This window comes from Amycolatopsis marina (assembly GCF_900111885.1).
Taxonomy (GTDB): domain Bacteria; phylum Actinomycetota; class Actinomycetes; order Mycobacteriales; family Pseudonocardiaceae; genus Amycolatopsis; species Amycolatopsis marina.
The window spans coordinates 33,442-51,356 of the sequence record NZ_FOKG01000014.1 but is presented as its reverse complement, the minus strand read 5'-3'; the positions used below and the strand labels follow the sequence as shown (position 1 = coordinate 51,356).

The 17,915-nt window shown below is 66.4% G+C and carries 15 protein-coding genes; 6 read left to right on the top strand and 9 right to left on the bottom strand.

Features of this window, described 5'->3' with window-relative positions; all coding sequences use genetic code 11:
* The first annotated feature begins 102 nt into the window (after nt 1-102).
* Both BM199_RS21980 and BM199_RS35105 read left to right on the top strand, forming a co-directional pair.
* A complete protein-coding gene (locus BM199_RS21980) occupies nt 103-462 on the top strand; it encodes a helix-turn-helix domain containing protein (protein ID WP_091675194.1) in 360 nt (119 codons plus the stop codon).
* The gene (locus BM199_RS35105) at nt 459-1,037 is read left to right on the top strand and encodes a hypothetical protein (protein ID WP_342741724.1); all 579 of its coding nucleotides are present in this window, start codon (nt 459-461) and stop codon (nt 1,035-1,037) included. Before BM199_RS21980 ends, BM199_RS35105 begins: the two co-directional genes overlap by 4 nt.
* Nucleotides 1,038-1,122: 85 nt before the next feature.
* On the opposite strand, the gene BM199_RS21970 is transcribed toward BM199_RS35105, so the two are convergent.
* The 4 genes from BM199_RS21970 to BM199_RS21955 all read right to left on the bottom strand — a co-directional run bounded on the left by BM199_RS21970 (nt 1,123) and on the right by BM199_RS21955 (nt 8,940).
* On the bottom strand, nt 1,123-2,079 hold the full coding sequence (locus tag BM199_RS21970) for a Wadjet anti-phage system protein JetD domain-containing protein (protein WP_143101888.1): 957 nt from the start codon (nt 2,077-2,079) through the stop codon (nt 1,123-1,125).
* A gap of 105 nt (nt 2,080-2,184) precedes the next feature.
* The gene (locus tag BM199_RS21965) at nt 2,185-6,627 is read right to left on the bottom strand and encodes a coiled-coil domain-containing protein (protein ID WP_091675192.1); all 4,443 of its coding nucleotides are present in this window, start codon (nt 6,625-6,627) and stop codon (nt 2,185-2,187) included.
* Entirely contained in the window at nt 6,620-7,426 is an 807-nt protein-coding gene (locus BM199_RS21960) for a hypothetical protein (protein WP_091675191.1), read from the bottom strand. Before BM199_RS21960 ends, BM199_RS21965 begins: the two co-directional genes overlap by 8 nt.
* On the bottom strand, nt 7,423-8,940 hold the full coding sequence (locus BM199_RS21955; protein ID WP_245788534.1) for a hypothetical protein: 1,518 nt from the start codon (nt 8,938-8,940) through the stop codon (nt 7,423-7,425). Before BM199_RS21955 ends, BM199_RS21960 begins: the two co-directional genes overlap by 4 nt.
* 413 nt (nt 8,941-9,353) lie before the next feature.
* Here BM199_RS21955 and BM199_RS33390 point away from each other — a divergent pair, with 413 nt between their 5' ends.
* Both BM199_RS33390 and BM199_RS21950 read left to right on the top strand, forming a co-directional pair.
* The gene (locus tag BM199_RS33390; protein WP_143101887.1) at nt 9,354-9,626 is read left to right on the top strand and encodes a hypothetical protein; all 273 of its coding nucleotides are present in this window, start codon (nt 9,354-9,356) and stop codon (nt 9,624-9,626) included.
* Nucleotides 9,627-9,730: 104 nt separating this feature from the next.
* Nucleotides 9,731-10,180, top strand: a complete 450-nt coding sequence (locus BM199_RS21950; protein WP_091675190.1) for a helix-turn-helix domain-containing protein — start codon at nt 9,731-9,733, stop codon at nt 10,178-10,180.
* A 658-nt stretch (nt 10,181-10,838) separates the two neighbouring features.
* Here BM199_RS21950 and BM199_RS21940 read toward each other — a convergent pair.
* From BM199_RS21940 to BM199_RS21925, 4 genes are all read right to left on the bottom strand, one after another.
* Nucleotides 10,839-11,666: a hypothetical protein gene (locus BM199_RS21940; protein ID WP_143101886.1), complete on the bottom strand. Its 828-nt coding sequence runs from the start codon at nt 11,664-11,666 to the stop codon at nt 10,839-10,841.
* Between the two features lie 10 nt (nt 11,667-11,676).
* Nucleotides 11,677-11,898, bottom strand: coding sequence for a hypothetical protein (locus BM199_RS21935; RefSeq protein WP_091675187.1), 222 nt, complete (start codon nt 11,896-11,898; stop codon nt 11,677-11,679).
* 848 nt (nt 11,899-12,746) lie between these two features.
* Entirely contained in the window at nt 12,747-13,163 is a 417-nt protein-coding gene (locus tag BM199_RS21930) for a hypothetical protein (RefSeq protein ID WP_091675186.1), read from the bottom strand.
* A gap of 33 nt (nt 13,164-13,196) precedes the next feature.
* Nucleotides 13,197-13,901, bottom strand: a complete 705-nt coding sequence (locus BM199_RS21925) for a toll/interleukin-1 receptor domain-containing protein (RefSeq protein ID WP_245788532.1) — start codon at nt 13,899-13,901, stop codon at nt 13,197-13,199.
* 708 nt (nt 13,902-14,609) lie between these two features.
* Between BM199_RS21925 and BM199_RS21920 the strand changes: the two genes are divergently transcribed.
* Together BM199_RS21920 and BM199_RS34630 are read left to right on the top strand one after the other, a co-directional pair.
* The gene (locus tag BM199_RS21920) at nt 14,610-15,947 is read left to right on the top strand and encodes a hypothetical protein (protein WP_143101885.1); all 1,338 of its coding nucleotides are present in this window, start codon (nt 14,610-14,612) and stop codon (nt 15,945-15,947) included.
* A gap of 276 nt (nt 15,948-16,223) precedes the next feature.
* On the top strand, nt 16,224-17,186 hold the full coding sequence (locus tag BM199_RS34630; RefSeq protein ID WP_233520188.1) for a hypothetical protein: 963 nt from the start codon (nt 16,224-16,226) through the stop codon (nt 17,184-17,186).
* An 88-nt stretch (nt 17,187-17,274) separates the two neighbouring features.
* Here the strand turns inward: BM199_RS34630 and BM199_RS21910 are convergent, their stop codons facing one another.
* Complete coding sequence (locus BM199_RS21910) at nt 17,275-17,622, bottom strand: hypothetical protein (RefSeq protein ID WP_091675183.1); 348 nt, start codon at nt 17,620-17,622, stop codon at nt 17,275-17,277.
* Between the last annotated feature and the right edge of the window lie 293 nt (nt 17,623-17,915).

The window sequence follows — 17,915 nt, the reverse complement described above, 5'->3', positions numbered from 1 at the left end:
TATGTGGAGCTTGGGGGACTTTACTCGGACATAAAAGACCAGGTCAGAGCACTGGAAGAACTCCGTGAGAAGCTTCCCAGCCCCGATACCACCGAGCCGAGCTTGATCAAGGCCGACCGACCGCGCCGGGCCCGACAACTCGACACCGATCAAATCCAGCAACTGATCGCCGACTACCACTCCGGCGCGACAGTTTACGAACTCGGCGATCGGTTCGGCATCGAACGGCGGACGGTCAGCAACATCCTCCACCGGCACGGCGTGCCGATGCGCCGCCGCGGACTCTCTCCCGAGCAGGTCGACGACGCCATCCACCTCTACAACCTCGGCTGGTCCCTCGCACGAGTCGGCGACCACCTGGGCGTCAACCACACCACCGTGCTCAACAAGCTGCGCGAACGCGGCATCCCCACCCGCGACACCCACGGCCGCCCGCGCGTCGAAGCAGGTGGTACTCGATGAGCCGGGCTGCAGCTATGCCGATTCGATCAGGTTCGGACGGGGCCGGCGTCGCGCAGGCCGTCACCGTGATCATGGGTGTCGTCGTCGGCCTCACTTTCATGTTCGGCTTCGGCAACATCCTCAACCTCGCACTCCGACTCGACGTACCCGCCTGGGTCGCGCCCCTGATCGCACCCGCTGTCGATCTGTCAATCCTCGGGCTGTTGCTCGGCAGTCGACACTTGGCCTTTAGTGGGGTGCCGTCGGCACAACTGCGGCCCGCACGGCGCCATCTGCCGATGAACCGACCGTCATCGGAAAAGACGGCACCGGAGTCGTCCAACGAAGAGGTGAAGCGTGCCGGCACTTCGGCAGATATCGGAGCCCCTCGCAGGCCGTTACAGAAGTTTGCTGCCACCATCACGGCGACTCAACACAGGACTATGATTGTGGCCACAAAGGACAAAAAGTGGCTCGGTGGCGCGCCGGCACTGAACGTGACGTGCGAGTCACGGCGGCGGGCATCGGACGGTCCCGATTGCGAGCAGCCGCAACGACCTTGCTCCATCGCGTCTGTGCGTGAACGTCACGGCTAACGCGACCGCGTTGAGCGGTGAGTCCGTGCCATACGGAAATTGACGACGAGTCCTGTCGCGGGAACGGCGACGCAGCTGACCAAGTTCATTCGAGGTCGGAGCGCCACCGGCGGTCAGCAATCAGCTCGGTGATTCCGACCTCTTCCTGGGCGAGACGCGTGCCGCGCATCAGGTGCTCGGCTGCCCGGTTCTGCAGATACGGAGGCAGCCAGGCGGCTATCGGGTGCGCGGTGGTCGCGGCGAGGCGTGATTGGCCTGGTTGGGGTCGTGCGTAGCGGAACATCGCCTCGTAGAGGCCGATTGCGGGCTTGACGGTCGGGAGGTGCCCGCGCGCTGCGACGGCCGCAGCATTGGCCGGGATTTGCAATCCCTTGGCATCGAGGTCGCCGAAGTACCGCACGTCGCGGACGGCAGGGGTTAGCCGGCCGATCGACAGCACTGACTGCTCGAAGGCACCGCCTGCTCCCCAGCCGACCAAGCCGACGTTCCCAGGCTCCCGCCGGAGCGCGGACACGAGGGAGTCGAACGTGTCGCTGTTCTCGACTATCAGGAGTAACGGTCCATGACCGAGGGACTCGACGATGAAGTTTGGGGCAACCCGCCGGGCCCGCAGGATGTCTAAGCTGAGCCGGCCGTCACCGAACAAGGCCGTACCCATCAGTTTGTCCAGGACCTTCTCATTGCCGAATATCTTGACTGACCGCTCTCGATGCGGAATGACGGGCAGGTCTTCGTGGTCGTGTTCGTGGAACCACGTGTTGAGGGACTCCAAATGCGTCCGCTGGGCCGGGCTGGGCCGGGCTTCCTCAACCCAGGCAAGCCGGTGGTGCCACACCATGCGGGCGGCCGGTTTCGGCGGCTCGGATGCCGGCAGGCTGACGAAGCGCGGCAAATGGGGTTTCTGACTACGATCCCAGGACCGCACTCCGGCGGGTCTCACCAACCCGGCGTGATCAAGTTCGGCGATCACGTCGGCGAGCACCGACCGCCGGCCGGGGGTCGAGCGGCCGGCTGGGTCCGCTGCGTCGAGCAGTTGCCACAACTCCTCGAGCTGAACTCGTTGTCGTGGCCACTCGGCGAGTAGGTCCGCCACTCGGCGGGCTCGCAGGCTGATGGTAGGACCGGTTGCGTCGACGTCTGCTGCCACTCAGCCTGCCTCCTCGATGTTCGCTGGCCTGCGGAAGAACCGTGCTGCGGTGATCTGCCCGTGCTCGGGGTCCCCGTCCGTCGGCAGCCCGGCCCGGATCTCGTCCTCGACAGTCAGGTAGGCCATGCCGCTGCGCAGATCGCGGTCGTTGCGCAGCCGGATGATCAGCGGAAACAGCGACAGTGCGTTGATGTCGAAGAGCCCGGTGGTGTAGATCAGCTGGACACCGAGGGCGTCGGCCACGCCGAGCTGGAGGTCCAGCAGGTAACCCGCCGAGGCGCGGCCGATCGGATTGTCCAGGAAGAGGACACCGGCGTGTGGGCGTCGGAGCTGGCCTCGCTCGTTCGAGCGTAACGCGGCCATCGTGCAGTAGAGGATGATCGCCGCGGTCAGCAGCTGACCACCCGAGAAGATCTCCCCGACCGACGAGACCCGGACCCGCTCGGCGCGCAGCGCGGCATCGGGCTTGAGGATGTCGACCCGCACGCCTTTCGGTATCGCAGCTCGGACACCTTTGAGGAGGAACGTCAGGCCGTCGCGTTTGCCGCTCGCCGCCTTCGAGCTGCCTGTGGCGGCTTCGTCCACCACCTCGCCGAGCCGCTCGTCGAGCACCGGGGGGTCGAGTTCGGTGAACCGGATGTGCAGGAAGCGCAGGCCCGACCAGTCACCGAGCGTGTCCGGCAGGGCGCTGACCTTTTCCGCGGTGCGCAGGGTCTTGAGCGCGATCTCCACCATGCCGCGCAGCCGGACCACGATCTCGGTGCGGTGGCGCTCGATGTGGGCCAGATCGTCGGTGAGACTGCGCAGCCGCGGCTTGAGCGCGTGCTCCCAATCCGCGGCGTACTCGGCAAGCCGCTCTCGATCGACCGCGATCATCTGCTGCCTGACCGGGCTGTCGACCTTCTCGAAGGCTTGGCCCACGGCGTACTGGCCGAGCGCCGAGGAGAGGCGGCGAACCTCTCCCTGGGCGTTGTCCAGCAGGTTCTCGGCTGCGGACACCGAAGTCCGGATCCTGGTCCGCCGGTCGCGGGCGGCGGCGACGTCGCCGGTGAACGGCGACACCTCGTCGTCGCCACCGGCGACCGCCAGTGCGCTGATCGAGTCGTAGAGCGACTCGAAGTCAGCGGCTGTCTTCGTCGTCGTCACGATCTGCTTGTCGAGATCCTCAAGGTGGCGCTGCGCCTCTTCGTCGGCTTGGCGGGCTCGCTGGTAGTCGCTGGAGGCAACAGCCAGCAACTCGTTCGCGTGCGCGAGGTCGCGAGGATGGCCGTAGGGCTCCATCGAGACTTCCTGCGGTTGAAGGGCTTCATAGGCCTCCTGGCGCCGGCCGGCCTGCCCTTGGGCGGCGCCGGCCTGGCTCGTCAGGCTGTCGACCGCTCGTTCGGTCCGGGACGTGGCGGCCGATCTGGACGCCGCGTCCGCTCCGTCTGGGCCGCTCAGTAGTTCGGTCGCTCGCGCCCGGACGGCCTCCGGCACTTTCTCCAGCACGGCCCGCGCCTGCGCTTCGGCGTTGAGCTTCACCTCCAGCTCAGCCCGCAGATCAGCGCCGACCTCGACCTGCTCGTACGCTTCCTTCGCTGCCTGATAAGTCGCTCGCAACGTTTCGGCGGACTCCACAGGTGGCGTCGCCGTTCGATCCGCCGATCCGCCACCGGGAATCCGGCCGACCTCGTCGCGGGTGGTGGCGATGGTCCGTTCCTGGTCATCGGTCTCGCGGTGGAGTTCGGATTTGTCCTCGCGCCGCGCTTCGGCTCGGTTGTGGGCGTCATCGGCCCCAAGTTGAGCGGCCGTTGCCGCTGCCTGCGCTTCCTTCAGCTCGTGTGACCATGCCGGCTCCTGTGCGATGACCTGAGCAAGTGCGGCAAGCTCGTTCGAGCGATTCCGCGCTGTCCGGGCCACCGCACGCAGATCGGGCAGGGAGATGGTGATGACTTCTTCGGCCTCGTTGATCCTGGCGAGCCGGGCAAGCAAACCTTCCGCGTGGCTCTCAGCCTTCTCCAGCTCCTCCAGCGCCGCGTCGCGTTCCGCGGTCAACTGCTCGATGGTGCCGGGCGGCCACGACCTCTCCCACTCCTTCAAACGCCTGACCAATGCCTGGTCGTGTTCGAGCTGCGCGGACAGCGCATCCATCTGTGTCCGTCGTTCCCGCGCGGCCTCCAGCAGCCGTTGCCGTTCGGCCGCGGCCAGATCGACGTCATACATCGCCGGATTCGGCGGGACCACGTACTCCGTTTCCGACGCCTCGACTCGCGCCGTGCTGCTGAGGGTCTCGGTGGTGCCGACCACGACGATCGATCGAGGCAGCAAACGCGCAGCCGCCAAGACCTCTTCTGCGCGATCGAGATGCTGGGGATTATTGAGGACGACGCCGTCGACCAGCTGAGGGTGAGCTGCCATGAGGTGATCACGTCGGTCTTCCGGCACTTTGGCGAGATACTCCCAACCGGCGTAGGCCCGGATGCCGGCTTCGTCGAGGGTCTGGAGCGCGGAGGTGATTTCCGAACGGGGTGGGAGAAGCTCCCCGGTCTGCAGCGCTTCCAGCACCCTCCGGTCGGCGGCGTACGCGAGTTGCCAGGTGACCAGTTCAGCGCCGTTCTCGGCGATGATCTCGTCCAACCGGATAAGCAAGGGCAGGTAGTCGTTCTCCAGCGTGATCGAAGCAGTCCCGAGCACCGCTGCCAGCCGTTCCTCCCCGGCCAGTACGGTGGTCGCGGTCAATGCTTCTTGCAGGGCACGGTTCTTGTCGGCTAGGTCTGATCGGCGGCTTTCTGCTTTCCGTTCTGCAGCGCGTGCGGTCGGATCGAGCAGCCTGCGCTGATCGCTGAGCTGGCTGAGCTCGATCTCGGCTGCGGAGACGGCAGTCTCTGCCTCGCTGGCAGTCGCCTCGGCTTCCTCGGCCGCGTCGACTGGAGCGCGCCCGTCGTCCAGGAGACCGCTGGCCACCGCTTGTGCCACTTGCTCCCGAGCCGTGCGTATCTTCTCCCGAGCCGCCTGGGCACGGCCTTTTTCTTGCCCGATGGCCTCCCGTTGGGCGTTTTCTTCCTCCGCCAGCTCGGCTATCTCCTGGTCGAGGATCTTCGCCTGAGCTGTCAGGCGCTGGACCTCCGCCTCGGCCCGGTCGATCAGGGCGAGCAAGCCTTGGACGAGTCGGCGCGCGGCAGCATCCCGTGCCCGCAGTGGTCCTGCGGCCTCCGCCTCCTTGGCTGCCACCAGGTCCCGGACGGCCTGCGCTGCTCCCTGCGCGCGTTGGAACGCGAGGAGGATGTCTGTCGCCTTCCAGGCAGCCAGGTCCGCTTGCTGTGCGGTCAGTCGATCTGTCAGCTCCTTGAGCGAGGCTTCGGCGAGCTGCCACTCGATGCGGGCTCGGTCCCGGCGGAGCTCGAGCACAATGCGATTCATCCGGCGGTTTTCCCGCTCGGTGGTCTCGGCCTGCTCGGCAGCAGTGTCCCGGCGCACGCCCAGCAGCTCGAGTCGGCCGGTCTCCTCGGCCCATCGAGCCTTGATGGCCCGGATGAACTGCGCCGCTTCCCGTGCGACGTCGGCGGAGACCTCGGCAGCTGCTTCTGCTTCTTTTGCCGCAGTCGCGAGCGGGCCGAGCAGCTCAAGGGCGCCGTCGACGAAGTCCCGCTCGGCGACCATCGAGGCGCGATCAGCGAGCTGGCCGGCGTAGCCGTCGATGAGTTCGGCCAGCAGTCGCGGCTCCTCTTCGTCGGTCACGGCACGAAGCAGCCAGTCGACGAACGCCTCATCGCTCTTGAAGGAAAAGGCATCGGCTGCCTCGCCCTCGCCGGCGTTCATCCTCCGCTGGTATCCGAAGAGCTTCGAATCGAGATCCAGTGTTCCCAGGTGCTCGGTCCAAGCCCCCGGTGACGTCAGCCATTCGAACTGCAGATGGGGCTCCTGCCGATGGGCTTCGGTCAGCCGGTCCTTGAACCCGCTCAGCTCGACTTGCCGGCCCTGCTGCGTCAGCGGCAACGTGTCCAGATCCAGCTGGTTGGTCGGCCGGAGAGACCACCATCCTTCGAGCAGCTTGTTCGGGTCGCTGGACACGACATGACCGCGCCAGGCCGACGTCTTGCCCGTGATCACCCGTTGCCCGGTTCGGGTGTGCTGCCATTCCAGGATCACGTGCGCGACGTCATCGGCGAGCACGAAGTCATCCAGCGTTCTCGTGCTCGTGGTACCGACGATCTGCCGGCGTCCGGGAAGCATCACCGAGAAGATCAGCTTGATCAGGACGGACTTGCCGTTGCCGTTCTCCGCGAACAGCACCGACGCCGGCGAGGGCCGTCGCAACACACCAGCGGCTCCGGTATCGAACAATGCCCGCTGCGCCGGGGCAGGAACCGGCGGTCCGACATGGCGCAGGTCGAGAACGACGTCCTGGTAACGGGCACCCTTGGGCCCGACCGAATGCAGCCGGACCCGGGACAGTTCATACATCGGCGCCGCCTGACCCGGGTTCGCTCGTCACGGTGAGACTGCCGGACGGGCCCGTGATGGAAATGACGCCGAGATCCAGCAGTTCCCGGAACGCCGCGCTCGCGGCTACTTCGCGAACCTGTTCCTGGTAACGCGGAGTCGTGCGATAGGAGCCGCCGTCGTCGGTATTGCGGAAGACCAGGAAGCCCTGGTCGGCCAGAAACCGGACGGCCTTGGCGATGATCGCGCGGGTGGTGTCCGGGGCCAGCCGGCCGTCCTTGGTCGACGCCGCGGCCGGGCGGCGCGTGTACGCACGCCAAGCCCGCTCCAGGTCGGGGGTCGTGTCGAGCGGATCCTCGTTCTCTTCCGCTTCGACGGCGCGCTGTTCCAGCACCCGGCAGGCCTCGCGCACCACCGCATCGACCTCGGCCACAGCGACGTATCCCACATAGGCCGGGTTGGCGAGATCGTCTGGACGCGGGAAGGCGAGCGCGGCGACCGCGAGGTGCGCCAGACCGTGCAGCATCTTGTCGACTCCGCGGTTGCCCAGCGCGGTGCGCTTGGCGTATTCGTCGATTTTCAGCTCGAAGGGTGATTCTTCCCGGGGGACCGGGACTGCGCCGGATTGCTGGGTCACCGCCAGCACGGTCATCCCGAGGCCTTCGGCGAACGCCTTGACGAGCTCGGCGAACTCATCGTCCTCGTGGTAACGCCGCACCAGGTCCGCGTACACGGCGTCCCGCGCGGGAAGATGCTTGGGCCGCATTCCGAGCGCGAGCAGCCGGCCAGCGTCGGTGGCATCCTCGGTCGGCGAGCTCATGCGACCACCTCTCCCCGGTTCTCGCCGGACGCGACCCGATCAGCGGAATGACGCCCGATTTCCAGCGATACCAGGCCGACCAGGAGGTCGGCGCCTCCGAACTCGTCGTCGGCCAGCTCTGTTCCGTCGTCGGTCGCCAGCAGAATGGATTCGTCGCCTTGGCGCAATGCCGTGGTCACTCCCGGATCGAGCAGGTGAAGGACCCGGAGCCCGATCAGGTGCGGTAGGTCGGGGTCGAGGGCGCGCGCCTCGGCCAGCAGCCCCGACAGCCGGCGCGGGACGGATCCGAGCGCGAGCAGCCGATCGGCCGCCGTCCACTGCTCGTCGTCGAACACCGCCGGATCGGCGGCGGGCACCAGATCGGGTTCCGGAACCGGATCGCCGAGATCGACCCGGTCCGCAGGAGGCGCGAGCAGCTTGTACACGACGTCGACCAGCCTCGGGACGCCCTTCACCGACAGGCCCGTGCTCTTGGCGAAGAACGCCGTTGTCACCCCGGTCGCTTCGGCAATGCTCAGGCCGAGCGTCGGCGTCAACAACTGGCCGAACAAATCGATGCTGGCCCGCCTTGCGGGTTCCGAAAACTCCTGCCGATCCTGCTCGGAACGGAACGTCTTTCCGGCAAGAATCAGCCTGGCCTGGAGTTGCCCGTGCCGCTGCATGCAGTCACGGACGATCGTGATCAGGGTCGCTGCCTGCCGCTTGCGGGCTGGAGACTCCGATTCGTCCCGGGCCTGCGTGATGTTCGTGAGGATCGCGGTTTCGGCGCGGTGCCGGGCCGCGATGTGGTCCAGCGCCTCCTTGATCAGGCTCGGCACCTCGTCCAGCCAGTCGACTGCGCGGACGTCGCGGCGGGTCGCATCGAGCAGCCGGCGGAGCTGGTCGGCGTACTGGACCGTGCGCCAACGTGCGGCTTCGGCCGCCAGTTGCGCGTCGGAGAGCCGGCCGCGCCGGACCAGGTTGGCCAGTTTCGTCTCCGCCGCCTCCTGGGCGGACTCGACATCGGTGTCAAGCGCGCCGACCAGGACGTTGATCGCTTCGTCAGTCGAACGGAGGTAGACCTCACCGTCCGCTGAGAACGACTCGACCAGCAGCTTGAAAGGCCAGGTACGCCGCTCGTATCGCCCCTCCGCATCGAAGGTGCCATAAGTGGCGGAGAAACCGCGGTCCTGGGTGCCGACGTTGATCAGATTGTCCAGGACCCATCGGGCGATTTTCCGGTGCTCGTCCCGGGGCCGGTCCGGCGCCTGGGCAGCCACGAAGGGCAACGTCCGGCGCAGGACCTCTTCGTGATCGGCCCCGCGGTCGAAGTCCATCCGGATGGTGACCTGGTCGATGATCGTCAGGGCGATTTCCGACATCTGGTAGACATCGGCTTCGGCCCAGTCGAGCCGCCCTTTCCGCGCATCCAAGTCGTGCACCGGGGCGGTGCAGGCCAGCGCCTTCAACCGCCGCGCCAAGGCCGCGTCCACCACCGGCCCGTCCGGATCGGCGAGCTCTGTCTCCTCCACCATTCTCAGACCATAACCACGAGGTACGACAGTTTCGACCGACCAAGCGAGTGCCGCTCCCCGATCACTGGCTCCGGCATTCGCACGTCGGATCCGTCGAGTAGCGGGTCCCTCGTGTTACGGCCGACCCGGTGCGCCCTTCTGCCCGCAAGAGGAGCTTGTGCGAGTCCTGGAGTGATGGTGAAGACTCCGGCGATCGCGGCACCTGCTCATCCCGGTGAAGTCGGTGTGACGTCGCCGTCGGCAGTGCCCGGCGCGTCGGTGACCAGATAGGGGTCGAGGTCTCCCGAGGATGAGGGTTCCTACACGCGTCGTCCGGAAGGCCTCGACGAGCCAGGGACGCGTCCGAACCCGCTTCAGGACAACGAAGGGAATCACGACCGCAGCGACGTGCCTTCAGCGGTCCAAGATGGATCATGGGTGCAAAGAAACAGCAAAAACGCCGGGTATGCCGATCCGACTCATTCTCCTTGACCGTGCGCGACGAACGACGCAACTCACCAAACGCCACCAAGATCGCCAAAGTCCTCATCGACATCGCCCGGAACCCCGACATCCGCACCAACGAAACTGAGATCGACCAGACGGAATCAGCAGAGGGACGCTTCCAGGCCGCCAGACCGCCTGAGCAAACCCTGAGCACGCCGGTAGCTCACAGTCACGAAACCCGGACACCTAAGCGTGACTAGAACCCATCGAAACCGTTTCTGACCTGCAGACTTACCGAAGCTCGCATTAAGATCAACAATACTGACCGTTAAAACCGCAGGCCGGAGCGACTAGAACCCTTTAGGTGGACCTTGGGGGAACTTACTACAACACAAAACCCCAGGTAGAAGCCCTGGAGAACCTGCTCCAGAAGCTCCCCGACCCGTCCGCGCCCGCTCCGCAGCCCGTCGACCGGCCTAAGCCAGGTCGGGCACGGCAACTCGATACTGTCCAGACCCAAGCGCTGATCCAGGGCTATCTGGACGGTGCCACGACCTACGAGCTAGGTGCCCTGTTCGGCATTGATCGGCGAACGGTCAGCAACATACTCCACCGGAACGGTGTGCAGATGCGCCGACGGGGACTGTCCCCTGACGAAGTCGATGACGCCATCCACCTTTACAAGCTTGGCTGGTCTCTGGCACGGGTCGGCGAACACCTGAACGTCGACCACACCACTGTCTTGACCAAGCTGCGGGAGCGCGGTGTCCCGACCCGCGACTCCCACGGGCGGCCCCGATCTTTGAGTGGGTGAGTCAGTTGCCGCGCCGTCGCCTCCCTCGGCGTCGCGGCCCGGCCGTAGCCGTTCTTCCGGTCGGCGGCAGCCGCGTCGGACGGGTGTACCCGAACGTGGACAACCCGACCGGCGCGCGGCGGGTGCCACGTGGCAACTGACCGCCAGCACGGCCGCCCGCAACGATGGGCGAACGGGCCGGACCCCGCTCAGAAGCCGGATCCGGCTGCGGTGGTTACCGCGTGGAACGCCAGGGCCGGTCCCGGTTTTGCATTCTCCCCAGAAGTTGGGCGTAGTAGCTGTCGTCACGAGCTTGTGCGTATCCGCCTTGGGCTGCCGAGCGGTTGCCCAGAAGCGACCACGCTGCGCTCGCCGCGTCGCGAACACCGGGGTCGCCACCGTGGCCCTGTGAGATGTCGGAAAGAAGGGCGAGGAGCGCTTCGGTCTCGTCGCCGCTGAGCAGCGTGTCGGCATCCAATGGTCCGCGGCTGGGCATTTTCGCCTTCCTGGAGCTGTGGCCTCAAGATCAAGACCAGGCGGTTCATCGAAACCGTCCCCGCCTCCGGATCGTCGGCAGGAGGTTCACCGACTGCGGTGACCGGGTGTGCCGTCATCGGTGCTGGGCAGGGACCGCACCCTCTGCCTCCGTACTCTGTTGTGCCTGGTCACCGGCCCGATCTTAGATCAAGAGCGCCACCCCGACGATGACGACGAGCACGATCAGAGCAATGACTCCGATCGTCGCGGCGGACATGGTCAGCTGGATCGTGCGGGGTACTCGTCGAGCCGAAATGCGAAGCGGGTTCTGCTCCTGGTCCCGCGAAGCAGCCGGCAGGGTCACGAGCTGCGGGCGGCCGAACCGAGGACGAGGTCGGAACGAGTCCCACGCCCAGAGGTAGTGCTCGACATCTTCGACGGGCCGCCCAGCCCGATCACACAACACCAACAGCAAGGTGCGCAGGTGCTCCTTCTTGTCCAGCGGCGGCAGCTTCTTCCCCGCGACGTACGGCTCGAGCCCGGATTTGCTCCAAGTGTGCTTGCGGTCAAGGTCCCACATCGCCGCCGCGATCGCCCGCAGGCTCATATCTGCCTTCGCGGTCAGCGCCGCCATGGCGGCCATGAAGTCCGCCTCGCTGACGATGGCGGCGATGTCGCGCGGCGGAGAGACGCGCTGCCACAAATGCTGAGCGAGCCGTTCATGTGCTGCCTGGCAGACCTCGCGGTCGTGATCACCAGGCTGCAACAGGTACAGAAGTTGCTCGTAGACCGACCAGGCAGCGAGTTCCGGCTTCGCGGCACGGTCGCGTTGGCGGCCAGGATCGAGGGCGAGTTCCACCTCGGTGATCGGCAGGCCCGTTTCAAAGGCCAGGAGCGTCGGCGGCCAGATCGCACCGGAGACGGGCCGCTCGCGTAGCCGCGCCAAGGTCGATCGCAGCAGCTCCGCGTCGAGGCGCCACTCCGCGCTGCTTCCGTTGGCCGACTTGCCCTGTGTGGGAGGGATGCTCATCGTCGTCACATCAGATCTCGTTCCGTCGCTTGTTCCGCCTCGTGGCCGGGGCCGGGGCCGTCACCGTGACCAGCCATCCCGCGACACCGGCAGCGACGGTGAGCGGTTGGCCCAGCACCACCATCACGACGACGAAGACGGCCAGGACGCCGAGGGTGATGATCTGAGCGCGGGGTGCGGCACCACACGTGGTGCGAGGCGGCATCGGCACCGAAAGCGAGAATGCGGACATCAGGTGGTCACTCCAGTTGGGTGTCAGCGGTTGAGGGCTGTCGACGTGCCGGGTGCGAGAGCAACGCTGGTGGTGGCCTGCCACCGCTCTCGCCGGGGCTTTTCCATCATGGAGGACCGTGGCGGGAGATGGGCAACGCGCGCTGTCCGGGCAGGACCCCTCTCGGATGTGAGTTGCGCCACCGATTTTGAGTGGATCTCGCCCATCGGGGCCGGGATTGCTCAAACCCCTCCTTACCTGCGGAAACACTCGTTCCGGCACCGGTCGCGGCCGTTTCCGCTGATCAGGGACGTCTCCGTCGCGACGCCTCGGGCACGCATCGCCGGAACGCGTCATTCCAGGTCAGAGGCCGTGCCGTCGGCATCGGCCGCGCCGACAGTAGCCTCTGACCAGCACAAACAGGTTTGACGAAGAATTCCGGATAAACCGGACACCATCGGCCCTTCGCGGTGCCGGAGCAGCCGCGAGATGAAGTGCAGCCCCTTTCTCGGAGGTCAAAACTGTCCGGAACTGCTGATCAGAGGCCATCCGCACGGGACGTCCGCAATCCATAGTCCCTGCTCGCCGTGTCCCGTACGTCCACAAAGGAGGACCATGGTCGCTGTTGTGCCAGCTCACGCCACTGTGCGTACACCGGAGCTCTGTGAATGACCTGGTAGTCGCCTTGCTGTGCCGCCGACATCGCCTTACCGTCTCCCGCGGCTCGGCAGAGCGCGACTTCCTGACATGAAAGCCCTGTTCAGCGAGGTACAGGTTGCCTTCGCCAGCCGCCGTGGACGAGGTCGCCACTTCGATGGCGCGTCTTCTCGCAGCACCGGGGCGCGAGCTTGCCGAGCGGCACTTCTGTCTCAAACCGTTCTCGAGGCCGGAGTGTGAAACGTCCTGGTCAGAAGGGTTACGCGGTCGTCGGTGAGAACGACGAGCAGCTTCGCGGCCATGGCGGGCGTCGACTGGAGCTGCCCAGCCAGCGGCGCGTCGCTGCGGAGGATCCCGGAGCACGCGGTTTGCGAACGGACGACGTCGCCGTCGGCTTGCCGGCCGAGTTGCACCAGGTCGTCGAACGACCCGACCTCGGACCACACCCGCGAGTGATTGTCCGATGGACACTGAACAGCGTCTGCCCACCGTCCAGGGATCGCCCGCGCCCGCAGCGCGGTGTTCAGCACCGCACGCGCCTTCTTGCGGACCCGCGCCTCCTTCTCCAACCGCAGCACCGCCCTATCCACCGTCTGCAGGTCGGCGAGGGTCAGCGCTTCTCGCGGCAACGGGCTCGCCTGCTCGTGCAGGCTCGGCTGACCTCAGTCCGCGAGCGCAGCGGCAGCGGCAGCGACTTTGGCTGCGACAACGTCGAGCGACGACTCCGTGGTGCTCAGCCCAGCGTGCGAGGCCAACATCGGGCTGACGTCGTTGAGGTCGTTGAAGCCCACCCCGTGTAAGACGGGAATGACGCGCCGGGTGGAGAGCAACACGGCGAGTTCCTTCTCCGCTACGCCCTCGTCGTTGATGCTCTTGAGCAGCGCAGGCGTGACCAGCACGATGCCAACGCGGGAGTTCCGTAGTCCCTTGTCGATCTCGCGGATCATGAGCGAGCCGAGGGGCAGGTCTTCCTCGCTGAACCACACCGACGCACCGTTCGACTTCAGGTGGGCGTGCAGCTCCTTCGCGCTGCCTTCTCGGTCAGGCCAAGCGTGGCACAAGAAGAGGTCGCGGCGTTCCGGGTGCGCCTGAGCCTGCTCACTGGCCTTCTCGGTGAAAGGCTCGACGGTGCGCCACTCCGTCGGCGTGTACGACACCGACCTGCCGGTCCTGGTCCGACGGGAGCCTGCGCTACCGCCCGACGAGCTGCCGTAGCTCGACCCGCCGCCACCGCCGTAGGACGGCCGGGGCGACGTGTAGGAGTAGGCCGAGCGGTAGGACGACCTTCCCCGGCTGCTGCACGCTGGGCAGTTCGCAGCCCCGCTCGCGGTGCGGTGGCCTCGGGACGGTGCTGTGCATTGCGCCATATGTCCATGGTAGAGGCGCCCTCCGACATACTTACGTCACTGCGCAGCCTTGCCGCCTGACGTTTTCCGTTTTCCGTGATGGAATTCGACGCCAAATGGGACATCCATGGGACACCTCCCCAAGGGGCGGCCGGGCGGATGAATCGGGCGGTTTCGGTCGCCACAACCCCGGCCTGTCCCGCGAGCTTGTTGGCGATCTCGGGCGCTGAGCGCCTCGAAGGGGCGGATTGACCCTGCTGCTCCTGACCAAGCGCCTGTTCGGCGTAGCTCGACTGTCCGGAGAGCCTCGGCCCTCACTATGCGCAGCTCACGCCAGCGGTGTGGTCATCCACTCGTCGCGGGAGCGTCGCGCTTCCTCCAGCGGCGCTACGCCTTGCTCGCCTTAGTTGTTGCTCCGTGGCGGAACTCGACGAGGTCCCGTTCACCTCGCCCCCTGACGAAGATCGACTTATCGCGTCGAACCCGCTGGTCAGGGTAGGCAGACGAGCCAGACCATGGGTGGGCCAGCATCGAGGGGGAAAGGCTGGCCCACCCGTCAACTCCATCGCTGCCGACCGGTGCGGCATTACCGAGCCGCTGGATCGCCGACCGGGATGACAGCGTGTGGCGCAGCCATTCTCCCTGTTCAGAGACGTCTCGTTCGATCTGGTGAGCGGTTGGCCCGGCTGATCGGCCTGGCGCCCGGCGATGTCGTGGGAGGCTCCGTTGATGCCGCTGCTAAACGACATGCCGCTCGAGCGAACGAACCAGATCTTCCGCCACCCGATTCACCAGGACGGGGTCGGCGCCCTCGTGCGGCTGATCACCGCGTTGCGGCAATGTCGGAGTGCCGAGGACTTCTACGACTTCCAGCAGGACCTGCTCGCGCGAGTGCTTGAGGTCCAGGAACATCGGGCAGGGTGTCGGCGCGTCGCGAAGCTGCTCCGGCAGGGCAAGGCTGTGCCGGCCGACGCCCCCGAGTTGAGGTCTACCGACTCGGCGACCAGCCCCGAGACCTGGGATCTGGAGGCGGATGTTTGTGAGCGGGTCGACCGTCAACTGCGGTCGGTCGCTGATGGTCTGGCCTGGCGAGTATTCAGCTACGACCGGCGAGTCATCATCGCCCTCTCTCGGAACCAACATCCCGGCCCGATGGTCGGCAAGAAGGGCTTGGCCGCCGAACGCGAGTTCGTGACTGACTGGTGGCACGACGAGCGTCGGTTCGTCCTGCTTCACGACCTCACCTCGTGCCTGACCATCGGCGACGCCACCTCCTTCAAGGAGATCGGCAACGACTACGAGGCGTACCTGCACGAGATCAAATCCGATCCCAACCGCACCGTGTCGCGGCAACTACGGCGCCAGCGGATGGCCGAGGAAGCGATCCGATCCGGTGGACCGTTGCCCGGTGATCTGCCCGGCCGACTGGTGCCGCTCGACATCGCATACAAGACCCACCTCGACCTGCTGAGTACAGCCTTCGACCTCGCCCACGACCGTGGTGTCCAAGGGATGAAGGTTCCCGGCGGCCGGGCACTGGTGGCGACCGACATCGTGCGCGGCTACGAACTGTGGTCGGAACGTGAACTCATCGACCGGACGGCCGTCGAACACCTTCAGACCGTCAAACGGGCTCGCATCCTGGATGTCGGGCACCTGGTCTACGCGCGCAGCGATGACCTCGTGGCGCGCTCGCCAACGATGCCTCCATGGTCGATCTATCCGCTGTCGCCCGCGTTGTGCGCGCGGCTGATCACCGACTACGCCATGTACTTCGTCACGATGTCCAGCGAACCGCTGCTGGCCGCGCTGGACGATGTCGGTCTCGCCGCGGAGTGGGTACTCCCTCGCGATCAGGAAACCGTCCGGCCAGACGAGGTCGTGCTCCGCGCCCACCGCGGCACTCGAACGATCGAGCTGCGCTGGGCTGAGATGCAGCGGCGACTACTACTCGAGATGGCAGACCTTCCGATGTGGGCTGAAGGCGCCGCGCAGTTGATGGACCGCAACGATTCCGGACGGCATCCGTGGCAGTCATTCACCGAGGAGTGGAAGGTGTGGGCGTAGCAGGCCCTGACGCGTTCCCGGCGTTCGTGTGAGACCGGCAAGTCTGCCTGGCCATGGCGGCGACAGCGTGAACTCAAAGAATTCGCTTGCTGCCGAGTGGCGGCGGGCAGTAGCAGCGACCTCGTCCGAAATCGGGAGCCCACGCCCCCGCGGTCGTATCCACCGGGGCGAGCCGTTGCCAGTGGTCGGCCGTAGCGTGACACGCGCGTTGTCAATGGTTCCGCGAGAAGGGACCTGGTCATACCGTTTGGTCCTGGAACAACCCCGAGGAGTTCGATGTCCGCCGCCACGAAGTCGTATCTGGCGTTCGTGCCCCAGCACGCGCCGGACGCCCACGGGGTATTGGCCATAGTCGACGGCGGTGACGGTCCCGAAGCCGAGGCCCTGGTCAGCTTGCCCGATGCCCCGTCGGCCACCGTGCTGGCGTCGGCGCTCAACGGCGTCCTGCTGCACCAGGTCACCGCCGAGCGGCACTTGGAGGCGGTGCTGGGAGGCGCATCCGCCTCGACACGGAAGACGATCTCCGCGTTGCTGCCTATCCTGGCCACTGCCACCGAGGATCCGGCGGCCTCACGTGTGGCCCGGCAACTCCCGACGGCCGGCGACGGCGGCTTTCTGCTGTTCCCGACGACCAACTGCCCCGGCCGGTGCGAGATCTGCGGGACGTGTCGCAACGATTGCGTCGAATGCCCAGAATGCGCGGACGGCGGGTGCGAGATCTGCCTCCCAGCGACGCTGACGCCGCGCACGGCCGCAGTGCTCGGTCACGCGCTGGCCATCCTCGCCGACGAGGCATACGACTACGTCTATCGGACGAGGATGAGCCGCGACGGAGCGCCCGGCCCGTTGGGTGCGGTGCTGCCCTGTGTCACTGATCAGGACGACTGGTTCCTGCGCCGCTACGCCCGCACCTTCGACGACCTCAGCTCGGATCTCCAGGTCGGGCGGTATCCCACACCGACGTGCACGGCCGAGGAGATCGCCCTCGACCTGGCAATCCAGGATGCCGAGCGGCTCTACCACGACGAACACGAACTCGTCGCAGACCTGGAGTCTGATCTCCCGGCCTCGCGATCTGACTACGACTGGGACACCCTGCAGGACGTCCTGTTCCAGGACAAGGACTACGAAGGTCTGCTCAGCCACCGGATGCCGCTCGCACGGGACGAGGCCGAGGGGTGGTTCGAGGAGTTCGGCAACGTCCCGCCGCGCGACCGCTATCGCGGGTTCCGCCGATAGCAGCTGCCTGAGAGGTCGACCGCCCAGCCTCTTTGTGAATGGCGCCATCACGTACTCGTGGGGCTGGCCAGCGATGGCTGGCGCGGGCTCACATCCGCTGTAGGCCATCCAGGACCCGCTGGAGGAACGCGAGATTTGGCTCGCTGCTGTGCCGAATCGCCCGAGTCGCCGCGGCTCTCTCGATAGCGAGATCGCCGTCGCGGGCTTCGTATGCTGGCTCGGCGTCGAGCCTCCCAACGCGCGGTAGGTACGCGGTGGCCGCGCTGGGTAAGTCGTCCTTAAGTGGGAACAGGAATTCTGGTGGCATGGTCGGGTTGTCATCGCCGAGAATGAACCGGTGTTGCCCGACATACTCCTCCGGAGGATCGCGGATGAGCGGGGCTCCGGTGTCGGCATGGCGGCGAACGCGCGCGCCATGTATGGCGTCGGCGGCCACGAGATCATTTCCGGTGCCTCACCCATCGGAACGGGTGAATACCGGCCTCATCGTTGGGAAATGTCATGGTTGCGGCAACGCCCTCCGGGCGTCGCCGCCCCGCTGTCAGTCGCGTCAGATCAACTTGCTGTCAAGGCAGTGAAACGTTCATGCGCATGAGGCTCCAGAGCGCCGATGCGGCGGGCGTGAGGCGCCAATGCGGCGACGAGTGCTTTGACCTGCGGGCTATCCGTGTGGCGGGCGGAAACGGCGACCGATACTGCGGGCGGCATGGGGCGTGTGCAAGCCGCCCG

Coding starts and splice junctions, on each gene's coding strand:
- BM199_RS21965 (WP_091675192.1), bottom strand. CDS start 6,627: ATGTATGAACTGTCCCGGGTCCGGCTGCATTCGGTCGGGCCCAAGGGT.
- BM199_RS34630 (WP_233520188.1), top strand. CDS start 16,224: ATGTCCGCCGCCACGAAGTCGTATCTGGCGTTCGTGCCCCAGCACGCG.
- BM199_RS21940 (WP_143101886.1), bottom strand. CDS start 11,666: ATGAGCATCCCTCCCACACAGGGCAAGTCGGCCAACGGAAGCAGCGCG.
- BM199_RS21925 (WP_245788532.1), bottom strand. CDS start 13,901: ATGGCGCAATGCACAGCACCGTCCCGAGGCCACCGCACCGCGAGCGGG.
- BM199_RS35105 (WP_342741724.1), top strand. CDS start 459: ATGAGCCGGGCTGCAGCTATGCCGATTCGATCAGGTTCGGACGGGGCC.
- BM199_RS33390 (WP_143101887.1), top strand. CDS start 9,354: ATGGGTGCAAAGAAACAGCAAAAACGCCGGGTATGCCGATCCGACTCA.
- BM199_RS21935 (WP_091675187.1), bottom strand. CDS start 11,898: ATGTCCGCATTCTCGCTTTCGGTGCCGATGCCGCCTCGCACCACGTGT.
- BM199_RS21920 (WP_143101885.1), top strand. CDS start 14,610: ATGCCGCTGCTAAACGACATGCCGCTCGAGCGAACGAACCAGATCTTC.
- BM199_RS21955 (WP_245788534.1), bottom strand. CDS start 8,940: ATGGTGGAGGAGACAGAGCTCGCCGATCCGGACGGGCCGGTGGTGGAC.
- BM199_RS21960 (WP_091675191.1), bottom strand. CDS start 7,426: ATGAGCTCGCCGACCGAGGATGCCACCGACGCTGGCCGGCTGCTCGCG.